Below are 22,741 nucleotides of genomic sequence, written 5' to 3'. Positions count from 1 at the left end.
ACTCGCGAATAAATTGGTCTTTTCACCCTCTTTTTGCAAAATTGGGATGCTCCCGAATATTTAATTGTTGCATTTTGATGATATTATCTTAAAAAATTAAGGAGAAAACTTTGTGAGAGTTACAATAAATAAATTATTTAAGTTATCTGTAAAATATTTTTCAGCAATCGCAGCTATAATAACGGTTCTCCCATTACCAGTTAAAGCCGCTACATTTTTAGTAACTGACCGCGCTGGTTTAGGAGGCAATGATGAAGTTAATTGGGAAAGTTTAGGTAAAGTCTTTAATCCTTCTGCCCCTGATTTTTCGGCTTTTCTACCTAACTCTTTTTCAGCAACATCGCAACGTGGTTTAGGCTTGAATATAAATATAACTCCAACTAATAAGCCTCAAATTACTCCACCATTTGTTTTTCAAACTTTACCTCCACCTGGCATTCGGAGTAACTTCGCTCTAGGTGATTTTATTCTCTTCGGAGGTATAGACCCAACAGGTTTTATTCCTCTTCCTCCCGGTACTCCCGATCCTGGTACTCAGGGAAACGGCGGGCCTTTTTCGATTAGTTTTGCCCAGCCAGTTTTTGGCGCTGGAACTCAGATAGCTGTAGACACTAGTAAATTGAAAATTGAAAATTCGATCGCCGCTTTTGATAAAGCTAATAACCTATTAGGTACTTTCTCAGTTCCAAATATTTCGTCTTTAGCATTAGATAATTCGGCAGTATTCTTGGGGATTCGTAGTGATACTCCAAACATCTCACGGCTTGTTTTTAGCAGTTCTGCTCCACAATACGGCTTGGCTATTAATCAGGTAAGTATTCTTGCAACTCCCGAACCAACTTATACCTTAGCGATATTAGCTTTTGGTATTTCAGGTGGTGTTTTGAAACGACGTAAAAGTTCTTGACACTCGCACTGCATTGAAATAGTTTTCATTTAATAAGTTAGACATAAGTTAGAGATTTCGGACATACTCTAACTTATGTAAGTAACGTAAGTTTCAGATAATTCTTGTCTTTAACCAAATTCAACTCAATGTTATACAAAGAATTAGAAAATATCATAGACGCTAAGATACAAAAAGCCATACGGAAGCACGAAATTATTGTTGCTTTCATTAGTAGTATTATTGGCTTGATTTTTATTATGGGTTTGTTCCATGCTATTTTGCTCAATCACACTGAAATTCATACACTTTGCTTGTACTGATTACTGGTTGTATTCAATAGGTCTTTACGATCGAGCATTCACTGCTGTGCAGAAAGCTAATTCAAGTTACACATCTTTTTTATAAAATGGCATTGCCCAGATGGAGAGTAAAAATAATCGCAGGGCTATATTCGTCTTATTTTTGACTGTATTTATAGACTTGCTCGGCTTCGGAATTATTCTGCCGATACTGCCTTTGTATGCCGAACAATTTGGTGCAAAACCTAATGAAGCGACTTTACTTGTAGCTATTTATTCTTTAATGCAGTTCTTATTTGCACCATTATGGGGCAGATTTAGCGATCGCTACGGTCGCCGTCCGATTTTATTACTGACTTTATTCGGTTCGGTAATTGCATACGCAGGTTTAGGTTTTGCCAACTCTTTATGGATTTTGTTTATTGCTCGTAGTCTAGCTGGGATTATGTCAGGGAATATTGCCACTGCTCAGGCGTACATAGCAGATATTACTACGCTAACTAATCGAGCTCGTGGCATGGGTGTAATCGGCGCAGCTTTTGGTCTTGGCTTCATTCTCGGCCCAGCGATTGGAGGTCTTCTAATCGGGTCAAATCCGAACAACGCTAACTTTCATCTACCGTCATTGTTTGCAGCCGGATTATCTTTATTGGCATTTCTTTGTGCTTTAATATTACTTCCAGAATCTCTAAATTCTGAGACTAAAGCCAAAATCCAACTTCATCGCCACCGTCAGCAATCCCTAAACTTGTTACAGTTGTCACAGCGATCGCAGTTTTGTGTACTTGTTGGCATCTACTTTTTAGTCACCTTTGCTGTTGCAGCTATGGACTCTACATTAGCTTTATGGTCTAAGCAGCAATTAAATTGGGGCCCTCAACAAGCTAGTTATCTTTTTGCCTTCATGGGGATTGTCAGCACAATCATTCAAGGAGGACTAATCGGATTTCTCAAGAAACAATTAGGTGAAATCAAGTTACTTATCTTGGGGATATTAGGATTAGGTTTAGGATTACTGTTAATTGGATTCTCGCAAAGCTTAATTTTATTATTAGTCGCCGCCACACTTGTGGCATGGGGAATTAGTGTTAGTCAACCAATATTGAACAGCTTGATTTCCCAGATGACAGCCCCAGAAGAACAAGGACAAATATTAGGAATTGCCAGTTCTTGCTCTGCATTGGCACGCATCGCTGGGCCAACATGGGCAGGGGCGAGTTTTATGAAATTTGGAAGTTCTGCTCCTTTTTTGAGTGGATTTTTAGTAATGCTAGTAGCTTTAACTCTTAGTTTTCGAGTAACGAAAAGTGCATCTGAATCAAAAACAGAACGTATCGCCTGACAATCTTGATTTCAAAGTTTAACAATTTTTTGAAACAGCCTTGTATTAACGTGAGTTCGATGAACCTCTCCCTCCCAGCCTCCCTCTCCCACGGGAAAAGGGAGGAGCAACGAGAAATTAGGGTTTTGGCTCCCCTCTCCGACACGGAGAGGGGTTGGGGGAGAGGTCAAAAAAGGGCTTATCGAACTCACGTTGGATTAAAAATTTTTAATCTAAAATCAAAAATCTAAAATCTAAAATTACTATGACTGGTCGCCGAGTATTATTTTTAGGTATCTTTGTAAGCATCCTCCTCACCTACGGAATTTGGATCGGTGGGAGCATTCCTGCAAGCATTATCAAACTTCCTGACCAAGGATTAAACTGGTACTACTGGAAACTTCCCCAACCAACCTTTTGGAGTCGAGCAACGGCTTGGGGTATGTACATTGGGCATCAGTTTAGCATCTGGGCGTGTATCTTGTGGGCGCAGCGATCGCAGTTGAAATACAAATCGGCGTTGCACCCGATAAATTACCTCATGCTTGCCATCAATGGTGGATTTATCGCTTTACACTTTCTCCAAACATATATTTGGTACGATGCTCTAGCTCAAGATACTTCAATTTGGGCTTCTCAAGGTGCAGTTGTACTTTTACTAGTCTTCGTACTGATTTTAGAAACACCTCGACGCGGTTTGTTTTTTGGCAATTCTGTTCCATTTCATCAACAGTTTTTGCAAATTATCAAACTGTACCACGGCTATTTTTTCTCTTTCGCCGCTATCTACACCTTCTGGTATCACCCAATGGAAGCGACTTTGGGGCACTTGATTGGTTTTCTCTATATGTTCTTCCTTCTGCTCCAATCTTCCTTGATTTTTAACCGCACCCATGTAAACCGTTGGTGGACATTTACTTTGGAGGCTTCAGTGCTTTTACATAGTGTAATCGTGTCATTAATACTAGGACAAAGCAAGTGGCCCACATTTCTCTTTGGTTTTTTTGGTATTCTCGTGCTTACTCAGCTTCACGGTTTACCTGTGGCTATCTGGGCTAAACGTACTATCTACGGAGCCTTTTTAGTGAGTGTCCTGGCCGTTTATGCACTGACTGAACGCGGCTTGGGCAGAATTTACGAAGTAACCTACATTCCTCTGATTGAGTTTGGATTAGTTGGTGCAATTTACTTAATCTTCCTACTCATCTTATGGACAATTTCTCATTTACCTGTCAAGACATAATGTCATATAGCAATCTGATTTGATTTCTGAATTAATCGTAGGGACTAGGGACTGGGGATGGTGGGGCCCCTGAAGGGGATAAGGGGTAATGGGGACTGGGGACTGGGAAGAAGGAATAAAGCTGTACTGAGTTTTTTTCAAAAATCAAATATGAGTCCTATATATATCAAAATACCCATAGGTTTGTAGTAAGGACTTTAGTCTTTTATCCAAAGCACTATATGAACAAAATCAGGATTAAAGTCTTGACTACAAACATTTTTGAAGGAAGGTTGATTAGCCAAAAATACTATCAATAAACATTAAAAAATTAGCAATTTTACTCACCACTACTAAGGATTTTTTGCTGTTGATAACGCAGTTTAAACTGCTGTTGCTGTATTTTATGATCCACAATTGGGTCAGGGTAGCCAACAGCATGACGTTCTAAAGGTGGAATTTTCCCAGTAACTAAATATTCTGTATCTACAGACCGCAATTCTGATACCCATTGCCGAATATATTCCCCATCTGGATCGAATTTTTGTGTTTGACTGGCTGGGTTGAAAATCCGCACAGGTTTGGGGTCCATACCGCTAGAAGCACTCCATTGCCAACCGCCATTATTGGCAGATAAATCACCATCAATCAGGTGCTGCATAAAGTATTTTTCTCCCAATTGGGGATTAATTAGCAAGTCTTTGGTAAGGAAACTGGCGACAATCATTCGACAACGGTTGTGCATCCAGCCACTTTCATTCATCTGGCGCATTGCTGCATCCACAATGGGATAGCCTGTTCTCCCCTCACACCAAGCTTGGAAGTGTTCTTCGTTAGTTTGCCAAGGAAAGTTTTTAAAGGCGTCGCGGAAAGCACCATCAGCTAATTCCGGGAAGTTGTACATTGCGTGTTGATAAAACTCCCGCCAAGCTAATTCCTGTTGCCATGTGCGGATATTAACTGCTGTTTCCTCACTGCGGCTATTTTCCTGTGCCTCTATAGTGGCTTGCCAAACGGTGCGAATGCCAATTACGCCAAATTTTAAAGCTGCACTCAGTTGTGATGTTCCGTCAACTGCGGGAAAATTGCGCTGTTCTTGATATTCAGTAATAGCTTTATTTGTAAATTCTTCTAATCGTTCTTGTGCCGCCGCCTCTCCTGGTGAAATAATCAAGTCACCATCCCAAATAAATCCTAAATCTTTCGCTGAAGGTAGTGCGATCGCTCCTGCAACTTTGGCAATTTCCTGTTCGGCTTCCGTTAATCCCTCAACATTTTGCAGTGTTTCTACTGGTTGAGCTTTCGGTTTGGCAATCCAATTTTTCCAGAAGGGTGTGTAAACCGTGTAAGGATTGTTACTACCCGTGCGTAACTCCTCTGGAGAGTTGAGGATTTGATCCCAGTTTTGGTTAAGAAACTCAATACCTTTTTCTTTGAGGGCATTTATAATGGTGCGATCGCGTTCTTGTGAATAAGGCTCTACATCCCAATTCCAAAAAACAGCTTTGGCATTTATTGCTTCGGCTAAAGCTGGTATCGCTTGTACAGGATCGGCGTGGAGGATTAACAACTGGCTACCAACTTGAGCATATCGCTCTTGGAGTTTCTGCAAACAGCCAATCATATAAGTTATTTTCACAGGAGCAACATCATCCCGTTCCAGAAGATTTGGATCTAGGCAAAACACGCCCACTACCTTCGGACTTTGCCGTTTTGCCGCAGCCAGTCCCGTATTATCAGAAATGCGTAAATCGCGCCGATGCCAAAACAGAATTAAGTCAGACATTCCATGCTGGATATAGTTCACCCGTACTAGCTTAGATGCTAGTGGTACCAATAAGCATCATTCTGGCGATAAATTTATTCTTTTAATGGGTATTGGGTATTGGGTATTGGGCATCGGGCATTGGGCACTGGGCATTGGGTATTGGGCATTGGGCATTGGTTATTTTTGTTGTCCCTCTAAAATTCTGATCTAAGGAAGCCTTATCTTAGTTTTTGTATACATTCCCTATTGCCCATGCCCCATGCCCCATGCCCTATTCCCTATTCACCATGTCTCATTCCCCGGTTTCTCAGTCGGGAATAGTGGTTTTTCATTTCAAAATTGAGTATACTCTTCTTAACAGTTAATTAGTCTTTTTGTCATGGCTAACCTACTACTTGACGACGGTACGATTGAGAGTGATTTAGACGAAATAGCCCGCGAACTTGCGCCTCTTGGCATTCAACTCAAACACTACGACCCAGGAACATCGCTACTCTTCCCTAATCTGCGAGACCAGGACGTTTTAACTGAGACCGAGAAACGTTATTGCATAGAACTCCATAACAGCGTCTTTGAATTTCTTCAGCAAGAAAATGGCGCTCTCTGGTGTGACTTACTAAATGTGCATCCAGGTTCGTTCAATCTTCACCACCTGATCGCAACCTACGGTCGTTACCATACTCATCCTGCGCCTGAACCCCTGTATGTGTTGTCAGGAGAAATGATTTATGGCTTCGTGCAACCTGATGGCAGCCAGGTACAGCTTTTAGTTCAGGCACAAGACTATCTCTACATCCCGGCTGGAGTTGAGCATTGGTGCAGCCCAACTGCATCGTTGAATTTCAAAGGGATACGCTATTTTGCGATCGCAGAAAGTTGGGTTCCCAATTATACAGGGACTCAAGTGAGTGATTCGATCCAAAAGCCGCGTTAAAGCTCATTTATGCACGTCCTTTGGCCGAGGTCACGAAATCGCGTTGCTCCCCCCTAAGCCTTGTGAAATGCGCTGTCTTTGAGTATATCCTGTAGTCTTTAAAGCAACAGTCTCAATTCGACTGTAAAGGAACTGGGGCAAAAGACGAAGGAAATAGGCAGCTCCCAGGGTCAAAAGTGTACGGCGTGGTTCTTTAGAGAGAATATGCCAGTTGGTTGCTAATGCTTGATTCACCAACTTCACAGCCATTGCACCATCTTGCAGGCTGACTGCTCTGCGGGCTAAGTAACGCAACATATAGGCTCTAGCTAGTGTTTCCCATTGATTAACTATTTCTGGAGCATATAAGCGTGCCCTACTAACCATTAATTCCCAAGCATCTAACTGCTTGAGAACGTTTGCTGATAGTCCCCCTGAATTTACCCTATATAAAGTCAAAGCTTCAGGAATACCCTCTATTTCCAGATCGCTCTTAACAGACATCCGAAACCAACATTCAACATCTGTTGTGTCACCATTAGGATGGCGCGATCGCTCATCGAAATAAAAATTTTCAACTGTACCGTAAAGATTGTCTTGGAATTCAATAGCTTCAAAAACTTCTCTTTTAATTACTGCTACCGAACCATTGCTAATTGGATTGCGGCAAAAGACAATTGCTGGAGTTATTCCTTCCATCTGAGGCATTTGATAAATACCTAAAGGGTTGCCATTATCATCAATAAAAGCAGAGCGGCTAAAGCTTACCCCGACATTAGGCGAATTATCTAAATGCTTAACGTGTTTTTCTAATTTTTCTGGCAACCATAAGTCATCAGCATCTAAAAGAGTTAAATATTCTCCCTGTGCATGGCGAATCCCAGTGTTTCTTGCCCCAGGTAGACCCCGATTTTTTTGACGAATAATTTTAATTCTAGGGTCTGTAAATTGCTGACAAATTTCTATACTTTTATCAGGAGTACCATCATCAATAATTAAAATCTCGAAGTTATCGTAAGTTTGTTCAAGAGCCGATTGCAGTGTAGCAGCTATATATTTTTCTGCTTTGTAAACCGGAATAATGATAGAAACTTTCTTCATTGTTGACTATTCCCATTGATTTAATTTAATTAATCTCTAATTAAATTTACTATGCATTATTAAGAAATCTAATTATGCTTTAGCATAGAAACTTCTTAATTATTTATAGAAAAGTTATTAATTATTTCTAGATATTTTCTTGAAGAATACGACGTTTTTGGTTAGCCCCTACTATATTATTTGAAACCAGAGCTTCAAATTTATTGTAAACATTTTGAGGTAAGAGTAAAAGTAAATAGGCTGCTACCAGTGTCAAAAGTGTACTTTTGGGATTTTCAAGAAGAATATGCCAATCAGCTATTAAAGCCCGATTAATTAATTTTACAGCCATTAAACCTTCTCGTAGTCTTACGGCATTACGAGCTAAATACTGCAACTGGTAAGCTCTAGCTAGTGTTTCCTCTTGAGTAAATATTTCTGGAGCGTAGGAGCGTGTCTTTTCAATTAGCTTTTCCCAAAAATCTAACTGCTTGAGCATATTTGCTGAAAGCCCTTTTGAATTAACCCGATACAAGGTCAAGGGTTCTGGAATGCCCTCTATTTGCCAATTGCTTTTAATGGAAATACGAATCCAAAATTCGTTATCTTCTGATTGGAGTAAGCGTTCATCAAAATAACAATCTTCATTAGTACCGTAAAGATTATCTTGAAATTTAATCGCTTCCAAAACTTCTCTGCGCATTACCGCAGCCGAGCCATTACCAACCGGATTGCAACTGAGCAAATAGGATGGCGTGATTTCTTTAAGCTTGGGCATCTGATACGTACCTAAAGCTTGTCCAGCTTCATCAATAAAAGCAGAACGACTGAAGCTAACACCGACTGCTGGTGAATTTTCTAAGTGAGCAATTTGTTTTTCTAACTTTTCTGGCAACCAAAGATCATCTCCATCCAAAAAAGCTAAATATTCTCCTTGAGCATGGCGAATACCAGTATTCCTAGCTCCAGATACCCCTCGATTTGCCTGACGAATAATTTTAATTCTGGGGTCAGTAAATTGCTGACAAATATTTATACTCCTGTCCAAAGAAGCATCATCGATAATTAGAAGCTCGAAATTTGTATAGGTTTGCTCAAGAACAGATTGTACAGTAGCAGCTATATATTTTTCGACTCCATAAACCGGAATAATTACAGAAACTTTTTTCATTTTCCAGACTGACTTTAGTTTCAGTTTGCTCTCAGGTTTTACTAGTAGTACAGTAATCTTTGATATGGCAATGGGAATACTATCTGATGGATACGATCGCACCTTCTAGTGATAGCATCTAAAAAAGTGAGATATTTATCCACTTGGCTATCCGTCTAGTTATAAGACGAATCCGACTTCCTAACTTTTCACCGGATCATGTAAGATATTTCCTTCTAGTATGCGTTATAAAGCAATTGTTGTAGTTAATGATACATTTTTCTACGTGTGGATAGTCTGATTGAAATTCTTAGCAAGCGATCGCTCCACCATTATCCAGAATAAGACTGAGTAACTATCCCATTGAGTTACCAAGTGGCAAGTACTACAACTTACCTCAACCGATTCTTTTTTCATGAATATTCAACTTTTGAACGTGAGCAACGCGAATTTTACTAATAATCTGGAGCAAGTATGCAGAAATATTTTCTACAAGTATTTTTTTCAACAACAATTTAATAATTAGCTTTTGAGTTTCCTTTTCCAGGAGAATTTTTGGATATAGCTGAATTGCCTTCCCCAATTTTTGACTTGCTTTTTCAACTCCTTCATCACCTGTAATTCTTGTTAAGCATAGCTTACAAGAATATCGGTAAACATAAGCTAAACTATAATTTTTCAGTATTTGAATTTCTGGCGATCCTGATTGAAAAGCTCGCTCCAATACTTGGAACTGACAGTCTTCCATAAATTCAACTTTAGATGACATTGAATTTGAAGATTGACGATAAAAAATCTGCGGTTTGCTAACTACAACAAACGACCATTTTGCAGCTAAACGTAGCCAATAATCCCAGTCTGCTGCTCCTGATACTGAAGGTTCAAACTCTCCTACAGATTCAATCGCTTGCTTACGGATTAAGGGATTTGAACCACTAGCAATAAAGTTCCAGGTTAATAAATTCGCCAAAACCTTACCTTGGAAAAAGATCGGCCGATCCAGATGGCAATTTCCAGTTTGTTCATCCATAAAATAAGTCCAGCTATAAGCAACACCTGCCTCTGGATTTTTTTGCAAAGCTTCTAACTGAAGTTCTAGCTTGTCGGCTGTCCATAAATCGTCAGCATCAAGAAAGGCTATAAAATCTCCCTTAGCATGAGAGATACCACGATTACGAGCTACTGATAAACCCCCATTCTCATAGGAAAAGACTTTTATACGACTATCTTTCAACTCATCCAGTAGCTTAAGAGTTCCGTCTGTTGAACCATCGTTGATAACAATTATCTCAAAATCAGAAAAAGTTTGTTGTTGTACCGAGACAATTGTATCGACAATTGTGCGCTCAGAATTATAAGCGGGAATAATGACAGATATAGTTGGCATATGATTTCAATAAGTTGCTAAATTCTACTAGCGAATTAGTATCAAAAGATTGCTTTCTAATAACAGCCTCTATTGCAGCCTTGGAACCGCAACAGACCTAGCCAAAGAAAAAGGTCGAGTCAAGTACTTAGCAATTTGAGGAGAAAGGACTTGCATTACTAGCCATTTCATTAAATAACGCTGAGTTACTCTTTCTCGCAAAATCTGAGGATATAAAGAAACCGTCTTCCACAATTTACGACCAGCTTGGTTGAGCTGTTCTCTATTAGTCACATGAGCTAGTTCCATACCCGTTAAATATTGATAGATATTTGCTAGGCTTTGATTTTTAAGATTTTGTAACTCTGGCGGTGCTGCTTGAAAGCCTCTCTCCAAGACAATAAGCAAATATTTCTCCATCTTCTCAACTTTTGTTGACATAGATTTTGAAGAGTGACGATAGAAAATTTGAGGTTTGGGAACTACTGCAAAATCCCAGTGCTGTGCTACACGAAACCAATAATCCCAATCTTCCACAGAAAAAAGAGTTGGGTCGAATTCTCCAGCAGATTCAATTGCTTGTTTACGAATTAAAGGATTAGAACCATTGGAAATAAAGTTACTAAGTAATAATTTGTCATATACATTACCTTCGTAGACTACATTATGACCAGGGTGAAAAATCTCTGCTGTTTCACTCATGTTCAGAGTCCAGCTATAAGCAAGTCCTGCCTCTGGATGTTTTTGCAATGCTGCTAGTTGTAGCTCTAATTTATCAGGTGTCCATAAGTCATCGGCATCGAGAAATGCCATAAACTCTCCCGTGGCATGAAAAATACCACGATTACGAGCTACTGATAGACCAGCATTGCTGTATGAAAAAATCTTGAGACGAGAATCTTCAACAGTCTTCAATAGTTCTAAAGTCCGGTCGGTTGAGCCATCATTAATAATAATTAACTCAAAATCAGAAAAGGTTTGTTGAAAAACGGATTTTATTGTTTCTAAAATAGTGCGTTCAGCATTGTAAGCGGGAATAATAACGGATATAGTTGTCACGTTGCTTCGCTCCGAATTCAAAATTCAAAATTAATGATCCCTATAAATAAATTTAGTTGCTCTGTATCATGAGTCGTTTTCGGTCATAGAGTTTAACCAGATGGAAAGTAGAAAAATTTTTGTAATTTTTCGTGTAGGCAGAGCATAAACCAGTTAGTTTGCGAATAGTTCCAAGAGTTCTTGTGCAGCCACCTGAATTTGTGAAGATTCTTTTACAAATCTGCAAAAGGGAATTGAGTAAGTCCAAGCTTGATAAAATGCCTCATTTTTATGGTAAGCATTAGGTAGAAAGACATGAGGAATACCCATAAGAATGCAGAGAATATGTCCGTGCAGGCGGTTTGTAATAATTAGACGATGCTGTTTAAATTGATACATCCCATGATGCATATAACTTAAGGATTTAAGATGCATTGAGGAGTTATATAAGCTATTGAATCCAAAGGAATAATGATGGAAGTATTTCCAAAGATGTCGATATATCCACTCACCAGGAATCACTGTACCTTTTTGCAAGCCTTCCCGAATTCGCTCCATACGTTCAGTTGTGTCATATTTGAAAGAAGTCCAATCTTCTACAACTAAATTAGGGAGATCAATAGAAGTCTGAGAATTACTTTGATTCAACTCTTTGTCATTTCTATAGTGATATAAAATAGAGTTACTACGGTTAGACCTAGATAAGAGACCAGGTAGATTGACCATTTGAAAAGCCATATCAGGTGCTTGAATTACCTGACAGTTGTAGAAATATTTTAGAGCAAGTTCATAGCTGTATTCGTCACGCACAAACAAAGTCAAATTAGGATGTGAGTTGAATACATTTGCTGCTTCTATTAAATTGGTAGGTTCAACAAAATAAATACTTTGTGGTAGGATAATTATTGGTCGATCTCGATATTTAGAAATAATCTGTTCGCGAAATTTTTGATGAGCAGTCCAAAGATCGCCTAAATTCCCTCCTCCTTGCAGGAAAATAGGAGATTTTCCAATTCTTTCTTCCATTACTTTGCTAGAAAAGTTATTAGGACTAGCAGTATATTTAATTTTTGTTTTTTGCACATTAATTAAATAAAGTATAGTACCTAAACCGATAAGGTGATCGCCAATATTAGGATAGTCAGGATAGTCTAGTAATGCACACTCTGGAAATGTCTCTAATTTCCCTAGTGATTTATGCAGAAGTTCTTTCAGCTGTTCCGGTTGGGGGGTAGCCATTAATTTTAGTTCCTCGTTGTTATTCGTTATGTCTCAATGAACAAGTGTAGTTAGAAAAAGGTATTTTTCTAACAAGCCAAATTTTTACTCAGCTTTAGTTTTTATTTTGCAATTGATAAAGATTGAGTTCTAGATAAAACATATTTACTAACCCAAATGCTGTAAAGAGGTAATGCTAATATATGAGCCATGAACACCGCAACAGCTACCCAAAAAATTCCCCATTTCACAGCTACTAGTAATGAAATTGTAAAAATTACAGTAAAAATTAAGTTCCAGTAAAGATTAATATGACTTTTATCTACAGAGTTAAGTAACATAGAAGCGCCATCAGCAAATGGGCGTGGTATGGCTGACAAGCAGATAACTATCAATACTGGAATTGCTGTTATCCACTTTTGCCCAAAAACAATTGGGACATAAAATGGAGCTAGGCTTGACTGTAGCAAAACCAATGGAAAGACAATTAAGGCAAATGTTTTGAGGCTACTAAAATAACGTTCTCGAAGCTGCTTAACGTTTCCCCGAGCAGCACAAAGATGCGGGTATAAAGACCAAGTCATTGTATTTATTACATTCATGCTGATTCCTAAGCCAGCATTGAAAGCAAAATAGTAAATTCCTAGCGCCTGGACTCCTAAAAAACGTCCAATAATCAGGTAATCAAGATTAGCTCTTAGCTTATTTAGTAACTCAACGCCAAGAATATTTCTAGCATAACTAACAACTTCCTGCCACTTATTAAAACTAAAGAACATGGTAGGACGCCAAGGATGATTCATTAGATTGATAACAATCCAGACTGGAGTCGTAATAACAATAGGTATAACAACAGCCCACATTCCCATCCCTAATAGAGCTAAACATATAGTGAGAATATTGATTAGAAACGACTGAGTAGCATTACATAATGCTGTGATTTTCAGGCGGTTCTCTCGCTGGATTAAGGCAGATTGAACTGCAAAGATTGGTAGCATTAAGTAAACTAATGCCATAATGCAGATAGGCAAGATAACTTGGTTATTACTATAAAATAAAGCAACTGGTAAAGCGGCAAGACACTGAAGAATAAACATTACTCCACATAGTATCCAATTAAGGCAGTAGGATGTCTGACAAATAATTTTCAGATCCTTCTCTGCTGCCTGAACAATCTTAGAGCCAATTCCAGCTCTTAAGGTAAAAACAGTTGCGAATTCATTGGTAGTCAAAACGATTGCTATCAATCCATAATCGTAAGGATTTAACAGTTGAGATAAAGTAACTGTTGTTCCCAATCGGAAAACACGATTTACTAACTCTGCTCCCCCCATCCAACCAATATTACGCACATATTGACTAGATACTTTTTGCCTTAGCTTTTTGATTAACATGAGGGCATCCTTAAGAGAAAATTAGATATTTTTTATCAATTTTAAATTTAAGTATAAGCAGCTTCAGGCTTCTTATTAAGAGAAGATTTAGGAAGCTGCACTTCTTCTTTAAATGCAATTCCCATGATAATTAAACCGGGATAGTATAAGTAACCTAAAACCTCTTGGCTATCATTAAATGTAAAAAGTAATAGAGTGACAAGAAAATATAATGCTACCCTAGCAGTTGTGCTTTTCTGTGCTTTAATCAGCAAAACTATAAAACTCAATAAAATTGGTACTAAAAAAGCAATGAAGCCAACTATCCCTTTCACAAACAAGAGACCAAACCAAGTATGGTGAGAGCCGATAGGCATTTCCGCTAATGCTTTAGGCCCTGGTGCTTCTCGAAAACCATGACCCCATATAGGAGCTTCTTTCCATTTCTCCAAGGCAATCATACCTAAAGCTTCATGCACTCGTGAAGAGTCCGGTCTAGCATTATAAAATGCTTCTTTAGCATCCCTAATAGTACCAAGAAGTGCCGTGCTAAAAATACCTGCTAAAAAGCTAACAAATCCAAGTGCAATTTGTGTAGTAGGTTTAGTAATTTTTGTAAGTAACAAAACTAATATGAAAACTATTGGTAAAGCTATAAAAGATAAGCGAGAAACAGATACTATACTCATCGCTAAAGAGCCAGCTATACCAATCCAGCGCCACTTTTTGTTACGTTCTTCAAGAGCAAGGAAGAAGTAGATGTTTCCAATAAGACCGAGCGCAGGTGCCCAAGGTGCAAATAGAAATAGACGGATATCATTCGTACCGTAATCACTACCATAGAGATTTACATTGTAAAAAAGCTCACCATTCTGGATTAATCTTTCAATTGGAGAAGAATATAGGTGTGCAGGTAACTTTAGTATCCAAGCTAGATAAAAAAAGGGAATTAAAATCAAACTTTGAAGACATAAGATGCAGACGGCCCTATAGATTAGTTGTGGTCGAATATTGAGACAGCCGCTTAATGGAAATAGTGCTAGCAAAGCCCAATCTGTAAACCAGTTAATCAATGACCTAAGAGTTTGATTTGTACCTACATCATAAGTTATACAGCCTACAATTGTAGCGATCGCTACGATCAGAATAGAGACAATCCAAATCCAATGTATCCAATAAACTTTGATTCTTTTTTCAATACGAGTTTGCGCTGTTTGGTTCCAAAGCCGCTTACATAAGTAAAAAAACAGTATCCAGGCTAATACAAAGTTTACAGGATATAAAATACCAATAAAATAAAATACATAGGTACTAATTATCCAATACCAAACAAGACTTTCTTCAAAGTTTTGAGGTTTCATTGTTCCATTCTCTTCCTCTCTGTACTCACAGTCTTATCAGATATTAAATTTTTACGTTCGCGCCACCAAAGTAACACCAGTCCAAGGGATACGAAAAGGGAGCCTAAAGTTGAACCTAGTAAAACTAATTTATCTTTTGGTGAAGTCGGTTTCTCAGGTAATGTAGGCTGTATAACAAGTTGAATCAGTGGATAAGATCCAAAAGTATTCGACTTGCCAATATCCAGTCTGGTCAAATTTGAAGAAAAGACCGCTCCAGCAATTTGCGTATTTCGCTTCAACGAATCCAAGGTGCTTTCCAACTGTGTTAAATTCTTGAGCCTACTCTCAAGCTGGTTAATCTGTTGTTCTATTGCTTGAGCTTGAGCAGTGAATCCCTTTTGGTCTGCCTGAACTATAACTAGTTCTTGGGAAAGAGCGTCTCGAGGAACGTTGTTACCAGAGTTATTGCTACTAAGGCTTAATTGCTTTAGAACTGCCAAAGTGAATTTTCGCCCTAAAAGAGACTGACCTCGAACTAGCAGGGCCTCTTGAGCAGCGTCTCTTTTCGCTTTCTCTGTAATTAATGTCGGATGGCTAGGCAGAAATTTGGATTCTAAAACTACCACAGAAGCGCTAGCATCACTATAATTTTTTAAGTTTTGTTGAAATATCTGGTCTGTTTGAAGGGTAAAAGCATCTGTAGCTTGTCCAGCAGATAGTTTTAAATTATTCGATAATTGTGCCAAACGAGTAGTAGCCTGTTGCTGTTGACCGATTATTTCAGCTCGTTGTCTGCGGAGCTGTTCAATGTTGGTTGTCAAATCCTTAATTTGATCTTCAGAATTCAAACCCGAACGTGCTTTGTAATCGGAAAGCCGCTTATGAGCATCTGCTAATTTTTTTTGCGAAGAAATCAGGGACGTTTGATAACCTATATCTCTTTGAACAGCTTCTTGATTTCGTAGCTTGTTGAGTCTTGTTTGCAAGGCTTTGTAAAAAGCTAAAGATTTATTTTGAGCTTCCTGGGGACTCGCGCCTTCGAAGTCAACGCTCATCATGGAAGTATTAATTATTAGCTTGAGCCGAGGTTTGCCAAACTCTTCTAAAGACATATTAAGTTGCTCGGCTGCCGATCTTAATATAGGTTCGCTTTCAGCTATAAATTTATAAATTTCTCTTGGATCTTGAGAAGAAAGAGCAGCGTATGGAGACACATTTTCATAATTAGCATAGCCAATGTCTGGTAGATTAATATTGGCATTTGACCATGCTCCTGGCAGATTAATAGCTGAAGAACTAGTGTAGGTCGGTGGTGTAAGTTTTAGATAAAGAAAAGTTGCAGCCCAAAATGCTATGTTTGTTGTTATACCTAGAAGTAAGTAACGCTGCCAACATCCTTTTCTCGCTACTAATTTTCTCAAACTGCTAGGGTAACCCGCAGAGATTTCTGTATGATTGGCCATTAAAAATCCTCTAAAGTCGGGAACTGGCTGCGGAATTACAAAGTCTAGGTGGGTTTTACGATTTGCCTAAGTAAACTTACAGGATCGTACTACATTGTTACTTAAAAATTGATTAATAATTCTTAGTAAAGTTTCCTTCCTAAACAGCAATGACAAAACCGCCTGATGGTCAATATTGCATCCATGCAGACAGCATCCTCTAGGGTTCAATAAAATTATCCACCCGGATATCCACTTAGTACTGCAAGGCAAAATTCAAAATTCAAAATTAATACAGCGTAAGCGTTTCATTGATTTTGAATGGGTGTACCTGATTTACTTGACTTTAATTTACTTCCTGTAACGTCAATTAAAATAAATACGTGCAAATATCATGAAAATAGCAATGAGCGATCGCCGTTTCTGGAGACTGCTAGGGAAAACAATTTGTATTGCTATACTTGCGCTGGCTATTATCGTCAAATTTACACCCCTCAAGTCTAGTTGGAGTACTACATCAAGGTATCACTGGAATAATGTCTCTATCGGAGGAGGTGGTTATGTTACAGGCATTTATTTGCATCCACAAGAGCGAAATTTAGCCTACATCAGAACTGATATGGGTGGCTTTTATCGTTGGAATTCAAAAGATTACAAATGGATTCCGCTAACAGATATATTTAGCTTGCAACACAGCAATTACTACGGGGGAGAAGCCTTAGCACTTGACCCAAATAACCCAGATATTGTATACATCGCAGCAGGGAAATATACTACTAGTTGGGGTGGATTAGGAACAATCTTCAAATCGAGCGATCGCGGTCAAACCTGGAATAAGCTGAAAATAGACTTGCCAATGGGTGGCAATGAAACTAAACGTTGGCTCGGAGAGAGGCTAGCCGTTAATCCCTTTAATTCCCATGTTATTTTATTTGGTTCGCGATTGAATGGGCTATGGAAGTCTTCAGATGGTGGTACAACATGGGGCAAGGTTAGCTCCTTTCCCGAAAAGCCGGAAACAAAGATTGGAATTACAGGTATTGTATTTAGCAAAAATGTATCTGAACTAGTCTATGCCAATGCCTATGGAAATGGCATATATGAATCCACTGATGCGGGTGTTACCTGGAGCAAAATACCAGGAAGCCCATCAAAAGTGAATCGAATGGCTCTGGCAAAAGACAAAGTTCTGTATGTAACGCATACGTCGGGTGTCAGCAAATATGCAAACAGTATTTGGAGCGATATCACACCAAGTAACGCGAAAACTACATTTAATGCCATTGCTGTAGATCCAAACAATCCCAATCATCTTTTAATTGTTTATGACCAGTATGTTTCCACAACAAACAATCGTGTCATATTTCAATCTACTGATGGTGGAGCTACATGGCAACAGAAAAAGCATACTTTGAAACCTCAAGTGCCCTGGTGGCCTAAGTGGTTTTTTGCCTCCTCAACCTCAGCGATTGAGTTTGACCCAAAAGCTGCTGGACGATTATGGTTAACAGACTGGTATGGAACATGGCAAACAGACAATATCAACGCAGAGTCATCTGTTTGGTCAAACTATGAAAAAGGACACGAGCAGCTAGTTAGCTTCGCCCTAGTCTCACCTCGAAGTGGCTCTAAATTGTTGAGCGGTGTTGCTGATACGGATGGGTTTGACCACAGCAATGGATTAGATGTCTACCCATCTACGCAGTTTGGCGGCAAAAATAGTCCTCGGTTCCAAGATACCTATGGTCTTGCTTATAGCGAAAGCAATCCTTCACAAATGGTACGTGTTGGTGGTAATCGGTGGAACAATACTTATACGGGAGCAACTTCGCAAGATGGGGGACTGACATGGAAACAATTTTCCTCGTTTCCGAAGAACACAATCCCGTTGCGTGTAGCCATGTCAGCAACAAATTCAAATCTATTTGTCGCAATTATTAATCAAGGACAGCCTATTCGTACAACCAATGGCGGATGTTCTTGGAGCAAAGTATCAGGATTACCCAAAGGCCCCAAAGGCCCGTGGTACTGGGGTCAACCATTAGTAGCTGACAAATTAGATGGCAACACTTTTTACTACTACAGTGGTGGCAAGTTATACCGCAGTAAGAACGGAGGCGCATCCTTTAGGATTGTAAACTCATTATTGCCTTCTGAAAGTTGGTCTATGCTCAAAACAGTTCCGGGGGTTAATGGCGAAGTTTGGCTCAGTCTTAACTCTCACGGACTTTATCGCTCAACAAATGGCGGTGTAAAATTTGCCCAGATTCCTAAAGTGAAGAAAGCTTACTTATTCGCCCTTGGTAAGGCACAAAAGGGAAGCAAAATTCCTGCACTGTATTTGTATGGGGAAATTGCTGGTATGGGCGAAGGAGTATTTCGCTCTCTCGACAAAGGAAAAACATGGATAAATATCGCCTATTTACACCAACCTATGGGCAATGAGCCTAATGTCATGGAGGCTAGCTGGCAGAAATTTGGACTAGTCTTTATTGGCACTAACGGTAGGGGAATCTACTATGGAACTCCGTAAAAAAATACTCTTGTGTTTTTCTCTCACGCAACTGACATCAGTTGCAAAAAAACCACGAAGCTAAAAGATTATTAATTTTTGTGCATTATGTTAATTTTTGTAAAAAAGGTAGTAGTATATTTTTGCTACATTATTTAATACAATTAAGTTGTTAATATGAAGGATATTGATATGTAACACACGCATAGTTAACGCTTTTGAATCACAGCTGAACACCAGCAAAGCTTTTTCAGTACTGGTGTATAAGGGTTTTAAGTAGTATTCTAGGTAACTTTAATTAAGGTGGTAGAGATATTAAATAGTGATAGCTATTAGCTTGATACCTTTCTTAATTCACTCATCTAGGAAAGGTAATTTTTTAAACCCTCTGCATACTAGTATTTTACTGCTAGTGTTCTTTTTATTTGGACAGCAAGTCTTCAATCTCTTGATAGCACACCTAAATCATGAGGCATATAACCAGATAACCCATGCTTTATTCATAGGGCGAGAAGGAGAACGTCTACTTAATGCTGTAATAGATAATCAAGAAAAAGGTTTTCTAGAAAATTCTAATCAGGGACAAACTAATCCGATAAGTTCTCGTCAGAAGAAGCCCAGCTTCCACAACAGCTTCAACCATCTGTACAATCTCGTACAAGACAACCCTGCTCAAATAAAGCAACTCGATAAAATTAAATATATCTATAACCAGTGGCAAAGGGAGTTGAAGCAAAAAGCGCTTTCTGGGTCTGTAAGGAATTCTGCTTTGACAAAAAGCACTTTATTTGATTCTTTGCATAAGGAGATTGAGAAACTCATTCAGCACGAAGAGATGCTTTTGAGAGTTCGCAAAAATCGTATACAGCAATTGAATAGTATTAACAGTGCGATCAATATTTTCAGCACATTCATCATTTTATTAGTAGCAATTTTAAATATCCAGTTGTTGCATTGGCGAGTCAAACTTCCATTAAACAAATTGACACAAGTTTGTAAACTTTGGCAAGCGGGACAAATGGAAGTGCAACTATCCCATTCTTCTATAGATGAGATCGGGCAACTAGCTGGAGTTCTTAACGCGATCGCTGATAAGACTCGTCACCGTCAACAAAGTATTGAGGTGCGTAACCAACAGCTTGAAGACATGATATCTGCACTTTCCCACGACCTACGTATTCCTTTACTTGCGACTCGTAACACTTTAGACTGTATGCTCAAAGGAGCTTTTGGTTCAGTCAATGACACTTGGAAGGAAGTTTTTGAAGAGTACCATGAAGCCAATGAGGATCTGCTTAAGCTTGTGGAACTCCTTTTAGATATCTCCCGTTATGAAGCAGGCAGCACTTGTTTAATGTGCGATCGCCTAAACTGGGAAAAGATTTTAATTAAAGTAATTAGTCAGATAAAAGCAACATCTACACGTGAGTTAGCCTTCATTTGTAAAACTTCTCAATTGCTGCCAGCTGTCTATGGTGATGAATTAGAAATTCAAAGAGTTCTACAAAACTTACTTGATAACGCTGTGCGGGTAAGTAAGCCTAACGGGGAAATTCTGATTGAGATAATGCCTTATGAACAAGAGCAAGTGCGGATTTCGGTGCGCGATCGCGGTTTGGGAATTGCACCGCAAGCTCAGGAAAAGCTGTTCCACCGCTTTATTCAAGGACGAGGGCATCGTGGAAGAAGTGGGCTTGGTCTGTACTTATGTCGTCAAATTATTGAGGCTCACGGAGGAAACATTGGTGTTGAAAGTTCTCTTGGAGAGGGAAGTACTTTCTGGTTTACTCTCCCAAGTGCCATAAATCAAGTTGATAGTAATGATGAACAGAATATAACCAGATGTAGCAATAATGATATCTAATATTGACGAAAAGAAAACTGTACGGATTCTATTAGTTGACGATCACGCTTTAATCCGCCGAGGGATAAAAGGGCAATTTAGCTTAGAACCTGGTTTTAGTATAGTTGGAGAAGCATTGGACGGTGGAGAGGCTGTTGAATTAGCTAGTCAACTCCAACCAGATGTAGTTTTAATGGATATCGATCTACCAGTTATGGATGGGATTACAGCCACCCAGCATATAAAAAGCAACTGCTTGACTACTTGTGTTTTAGCCTTAAGTGCCTTTGACGACGATATTCAGGTCATGGGGATGCTTGCAGCTGGTGCTGATGGTTACTGTCTTAAAACCATTGAATGGGAACAGCTCATCGCCGTTATTCAATTGATACTCCAAGGTGGCGCTTATTTAGATCCTCTAATCGCTCAAAAAGTTGCTCGGATGCTTAGGTCAACCGCTGTTGCTCCCGATGTTCCTGTATCTCAGGTAATAGCGCAACCTATTCTCAGTAATCGCGAACGCGAGATTCTTAAACTTATTGCACAGGGGCGCTCAAACCAGCAGATTGCAAACCAACTCTACCTCTCACTCGGAACCGTCAAGTCTTATGTACGTATGGTTCTCAACAAACTTAGCGTTGACGATCGCGTTCAAGCAGCAGCTTTAGCTGTACGCCAAGGGTTGATTTAAGCTTAGAGGAATTTATGTAAACAGTCAGATAATTCTGTAAAAGTAGTAGCCAGTGGTGAGATGTCATTCACGAGTTGTTCTGACCACAAAATGTAAGGCTGAAGTAGTTGATGCTGGAATTGCTCAGGTATGGGTAGACATAACACCAATATATGAGGTTCAAACAAAGTTATCTCTTCCGGCGTGGGAATACAATAATATGGAAAAACTTCTGCATTTTGTTTTAAGCAATGACTGCTGACGCGCTGCACGGTCATGACATTTTTACCAATAACCATAATTCGGTGTCTTTTCATATTTCTATACTTATCTGCAAACGGGAAATGCCTACTATACAACAATGGTTTTAGCGATCGCAAAGGAAGTGCGATGGCGTAACCGCCCAGCGTTGAATGGATGTAACAATAAGGCTTGGGCCAATAAGTTGAGCTAAATCATCAGTTAAGAGCAAAAAGATAGAAAGAAGAAAGATTTATTTTTCTCACAGAGGCTCAAGTCATTAACAGATAAAAAGCATAAGCAATTAAATTGCAATCTGACAACTCTACAGACTGCCATTATTACCTGAATATAAAAATGACGAGAGAAACAGAAATTCTCACTCGCTACTGGAAATATTTTCACTCAACATATCATCTGTTCAACATCAATTCTGGGTGGCAATAATTGTTTGTTATCTTATTTCTGTAGTTGTCAAAGCTCTGATTTTTTTGGTTTTTTATGTCCTGTAGTCAGTCAATCAGTGTTAAAAAAGTAAGCTATGTAAAGAAATGTAAATTCGCTGAATAGCTTATAAGTTGGTTACTGTACAGGTTTGAAAAAACTAAACATACGTTTGTTTTTCCGTGCCTAATTATCTTATTATGAAATTTATACTATCTGTACGCCACAGCCAAACGGATAGTTAGCTGGATAATTTTATTCCTCATTAGGATACTGTATAAAAAATAATTTAAGTAGCCATCAGATAGTATTTTCTATCGGTATTTGCGTAAGAAAGTATACGTAGAGTTCACTAAGTCTTGACTCAACCTCGCGAACAAAGTCTCAAGTCCTATCAAATCTATGGCGTTGCATGAATGCGGTATAAATTGGCAGTTGAAACAATTGAAAGGCCGTTCAAAACTGAGTGAAATCATCCCATAATTCAGCAACACCAAATCTTTTATGGTGCTTATGCGTAGCAATGCAACTGTATTAAAAGCTTTGACAGATAAAAATTGAAGTCTGGCAACAGACATTGTTCATATTTTTAGCATTTATATGGTTTGAT

General features: G+C 38.9%; 18 protein-coding genes. 7 read left to right on the top strand and 11 right to left on the bottom strand.

All coding sequences use genetic code 11. The features are described 5' to 3' along the window. Positions 1 to 112 precede the first annotated feature (112 nt). From RM049_RS22155 to RM049_RS22145, 3 genes are all read left to right on the top strand, one after another. Positions 113 to 907 (top strand): hypothetical protein, encoded by a 795-nt coding sequence (locus RM049_RS22155; RefSeq protein ID WP_322691168.1) that lies wholly within the window; start codon positions 113 to 115, stop codon positions 905 to 907. A 402-nt stretch (positions 908 to 1,309) separates the two neighbouring features. After that, a complete protein-coding gene (locus RM049_RS22150) occupies positions 1,310 to 2,530 on the top strand; it encodes an MFS transporter (RefSeq protein ID WP_322705697.1) in 1,221 nt (406 codons plus the stop codon). A 244-nt stretch (positions 2,531 to 2,774) separates the two neighbouring features. Next, positions 2,775 to 3,752, top strand: coding sequence for a hypothetical protein (locus RM049_RS22145; protein ID WP_322705696.1), 978 nt, complete (start codon positions 2,775 to 2,777; stop codon positions 3,750 to 3,752). A gap of 319 nt (positions 3,753 to 4,071) precedes the next feature. Here RM049_RS22145 and RM049_RS22140 read toward each other — a convergent pair whose 3' ends face one another. Next, positions 4,072 to 5,517, bottom strand: a complete 1,446-nt coding sequence (locus tag RM049_RS22140; RefSeq protein WP_322705695.1) for a deoxyribodipyrimidine photo-lyase, 8-HDF type — start codon at positions 5,515 to 5,517, stop codon at positions 4,072 to 4,074. Between the two features lie 361 nt (positions 5,518 to 5,878). Here RM049_RS22140 and RM049_RS22135 point away from each other — a divergent pair, with 361 nt between their 5' ends. Further along, the gene (locus RM049_RS22135) at positions 5,879 to 6,433 is read left to right on the top strand and encodes a cupin domain-containing protein (protein ID WP_322705694.1); all 555 of its coding nucleotides are present in this window, start codon (positions 5,879 to 5,881) and stop codon (positions 6,431 to 6,433) included. Positions 6,434 to 6,463: 30 nt separating this feature from the next. Here the strand turns inward: RM049_RS22135 and RM049_RS22130 are convergent, their stop codons facing one another. From RM049_RS22130 to RM049_RS22090, 9 genes are all read right to left on the bottom strand, one after another. Continuing rightward, the gene (locus RM049_RS22130; protein WP_322705693.1) at positions 6,464 to 7,513 is read right to left on the bottom strand and encodes a glycosyltransferase family 2 protein; all 1,050 of its coding nucleotides are present in this window, start codon (positions 7,511 to 7,513) and stop codon (positions 6,464 to 6,466) included. A gap of 127 nt (positions 7,514 to 7,640) precedes the next feature. Further along, on the bottom strand, positions 7,641 to 8,663 hold the full coding sequence (locus tag RM049_RS22125) for a glycosyltransferase family 2 protein (RefSeq protein ID WP_322675031.1): 1,023 nt from the start codon (positions 8,661 to 8,663) through the stop codon (positions 7,641 to 7,643). A gap of 261 nt (positions 8,664 to 8,924) precedes the next feature. Beyond that, positions 8,925 to 9,059, bottom strand: a complete 135-nt coding sequence (locus tag RM049_RS22120) for a hypothetical protein (protein WP_322705692.1) — start codon at positions 9,057 to 9,059, stop codon at positions 8,925 to 8,927. Then, on the bottom strand, positions 9,040 to 10,029 hold the full coding sequence (locus RM049_RS22115) for a glycosyltransferase family 2 protein (protein ID WP_322682867.1): 990 nt from the start codon (positions 10,027 to 10,029) through the stop codon (positions 9,040 to 9,042). The genes RM049_RS22120 and RM049_RS22115 overlap by 20 nt, the downstream gene beginning before the upstream one ends. Positions 10,030 to 10,098: 69 nt before the next feature. Next, the gene (locus RM049_RS22110; protein WP_322675029.1) at positions 10,099 to 11,067 is read right to left on the bottom strand and encodes a glycosyltransferase family 2 protein; all 969 of its coding nucleotides are present in this window, start codon (positions 11,065 to 11,067) and stop codon (positions 10,099 to 10,101) included. 153 nt (positions 11,068 to 11,220) lie between these two features. Further along, entirely contained in the window at positions 11,221 to 12,285 is a 1,065-nt protein-coding gene (locus RM049_RS22105; RefSeq protein ID WP_322705691.1) for a polysaccharide pyruvyl transferase family protein, read from the bottom strand. A 101-nt stretch (positions 12,286 to 12,386) separates the two neighbouring features. After that, on the bottom strand, positions 12,387 to 13,658 hold the full coding sequence (locus tag RM049_RS22100) for a lipopolysaccharide biosynthesis protein (RefSeq protein WP_322675027.1): 1,272 nt from the start codon (positions 13,656 to 13,658) through the stop codon (positions 12,387 to 12,389). Between the two features lie 47 nt (positions 13,659 to 13,705). Further along, positions 13,706 to 14,998 (bottom strand): O-antigen ligase family protein, encoded by a 1,293-nt coding sequence (locus RM049_RS22095; protein ID WP_322705690.1) that lies wholly within the window; start codon positions 14,996 to 14,998, stop codon positions 13,706 to 13,708. Beyond that, positions 14,995 to 16,443, bottom strand: a complete 1,449-nt coding sequence (locus RM049_RS22090; RefSeq protein WP_322691180.1) for a hypothetical protein — start codon at positions 16,441 to 16,443, stop codon at positions 14,995 to 14,997. Before RM049_RS22090 ends, RM049_RS22095 begins: the two co-directional genes overlap by 4 nt. Before the next feature lie 373 nt (positions 16,444 to 16,816). Here RM049_RS22090 and RM049_RS22085 point away from each other — a divergent pair, with 373 nt between their 5' ends. From RM049_RS22085 to RM049_RS22075, 3 genes are all read left to right on the top strand, one after another. After that, positions 16,817 to 18,955 carry a hypothetical protein gene (locus RM049_RS22085; RefSeq protein ID WP_322705689.1) on the top strand — a complete coding sequence of 713 codons (2,139 nt, stop codon included), beginning with the start codon at positions 16,817 to 16,819 and terminating at the stop codon, positions 18,953 to 18,955. Between the two features lie 391 nt (positions 18,956 to 19,346). Continuing rightward, entirely contained in the window at positions 19,347 to 20,798 is a 1,452-nt protein-coding gene (locus tag RM049_RS22080) for an ATP-binding protein (protein ID WP_322692130.1), read from the top strand. Then, complete coding sequence (locus RM049_RS22075) at positions 20,788 to 21,468, top strand: response regulator transcription factor (RefSeq protein WP_322701013.1); 681 nt, start codon at positions 20,788 to 20,790, stop codon at positions 21,466 to 21,468. The genes RM049_RS22080 and RM049_RS22075 overlap by 11 nt, the downstream gene beginning before the upstream one ends. Positions 21,469 to 21,470: 2 nt before the next feature. On the opposite strand, the gene RM049_RS22070 is transcribed toward RM049_RS22075, so the two are convergent. Beyond that, on the bottom strand, positions 21,471 to 21,764 hold the full coding sequence (locus tag RM049_RS22070; RefSeq protein WP_322705688.1) for a hypothetical protein: 294 nt from the start codon (positions 21,762 to 21,764) through the stop codon (positions 21,471 to 21,473). Between the last annotated feature and the right edge of the window lie 977 nt (positions 21,765 to 22,741).

Source organism: Nostoc sp. DedQUE04, assembly GCF_034530995.1.
Lineage (GTDB): Bacteria > Cyanobacteriota > Cyanobacteriia > Cyanobacteriales > Nostocaceae > Nostoc.
The sequence above is the reverse complement of the archived record's forward strand: the minus strand, read 5'-3'. Positions and strand labels throughout refer to the sequence as shown.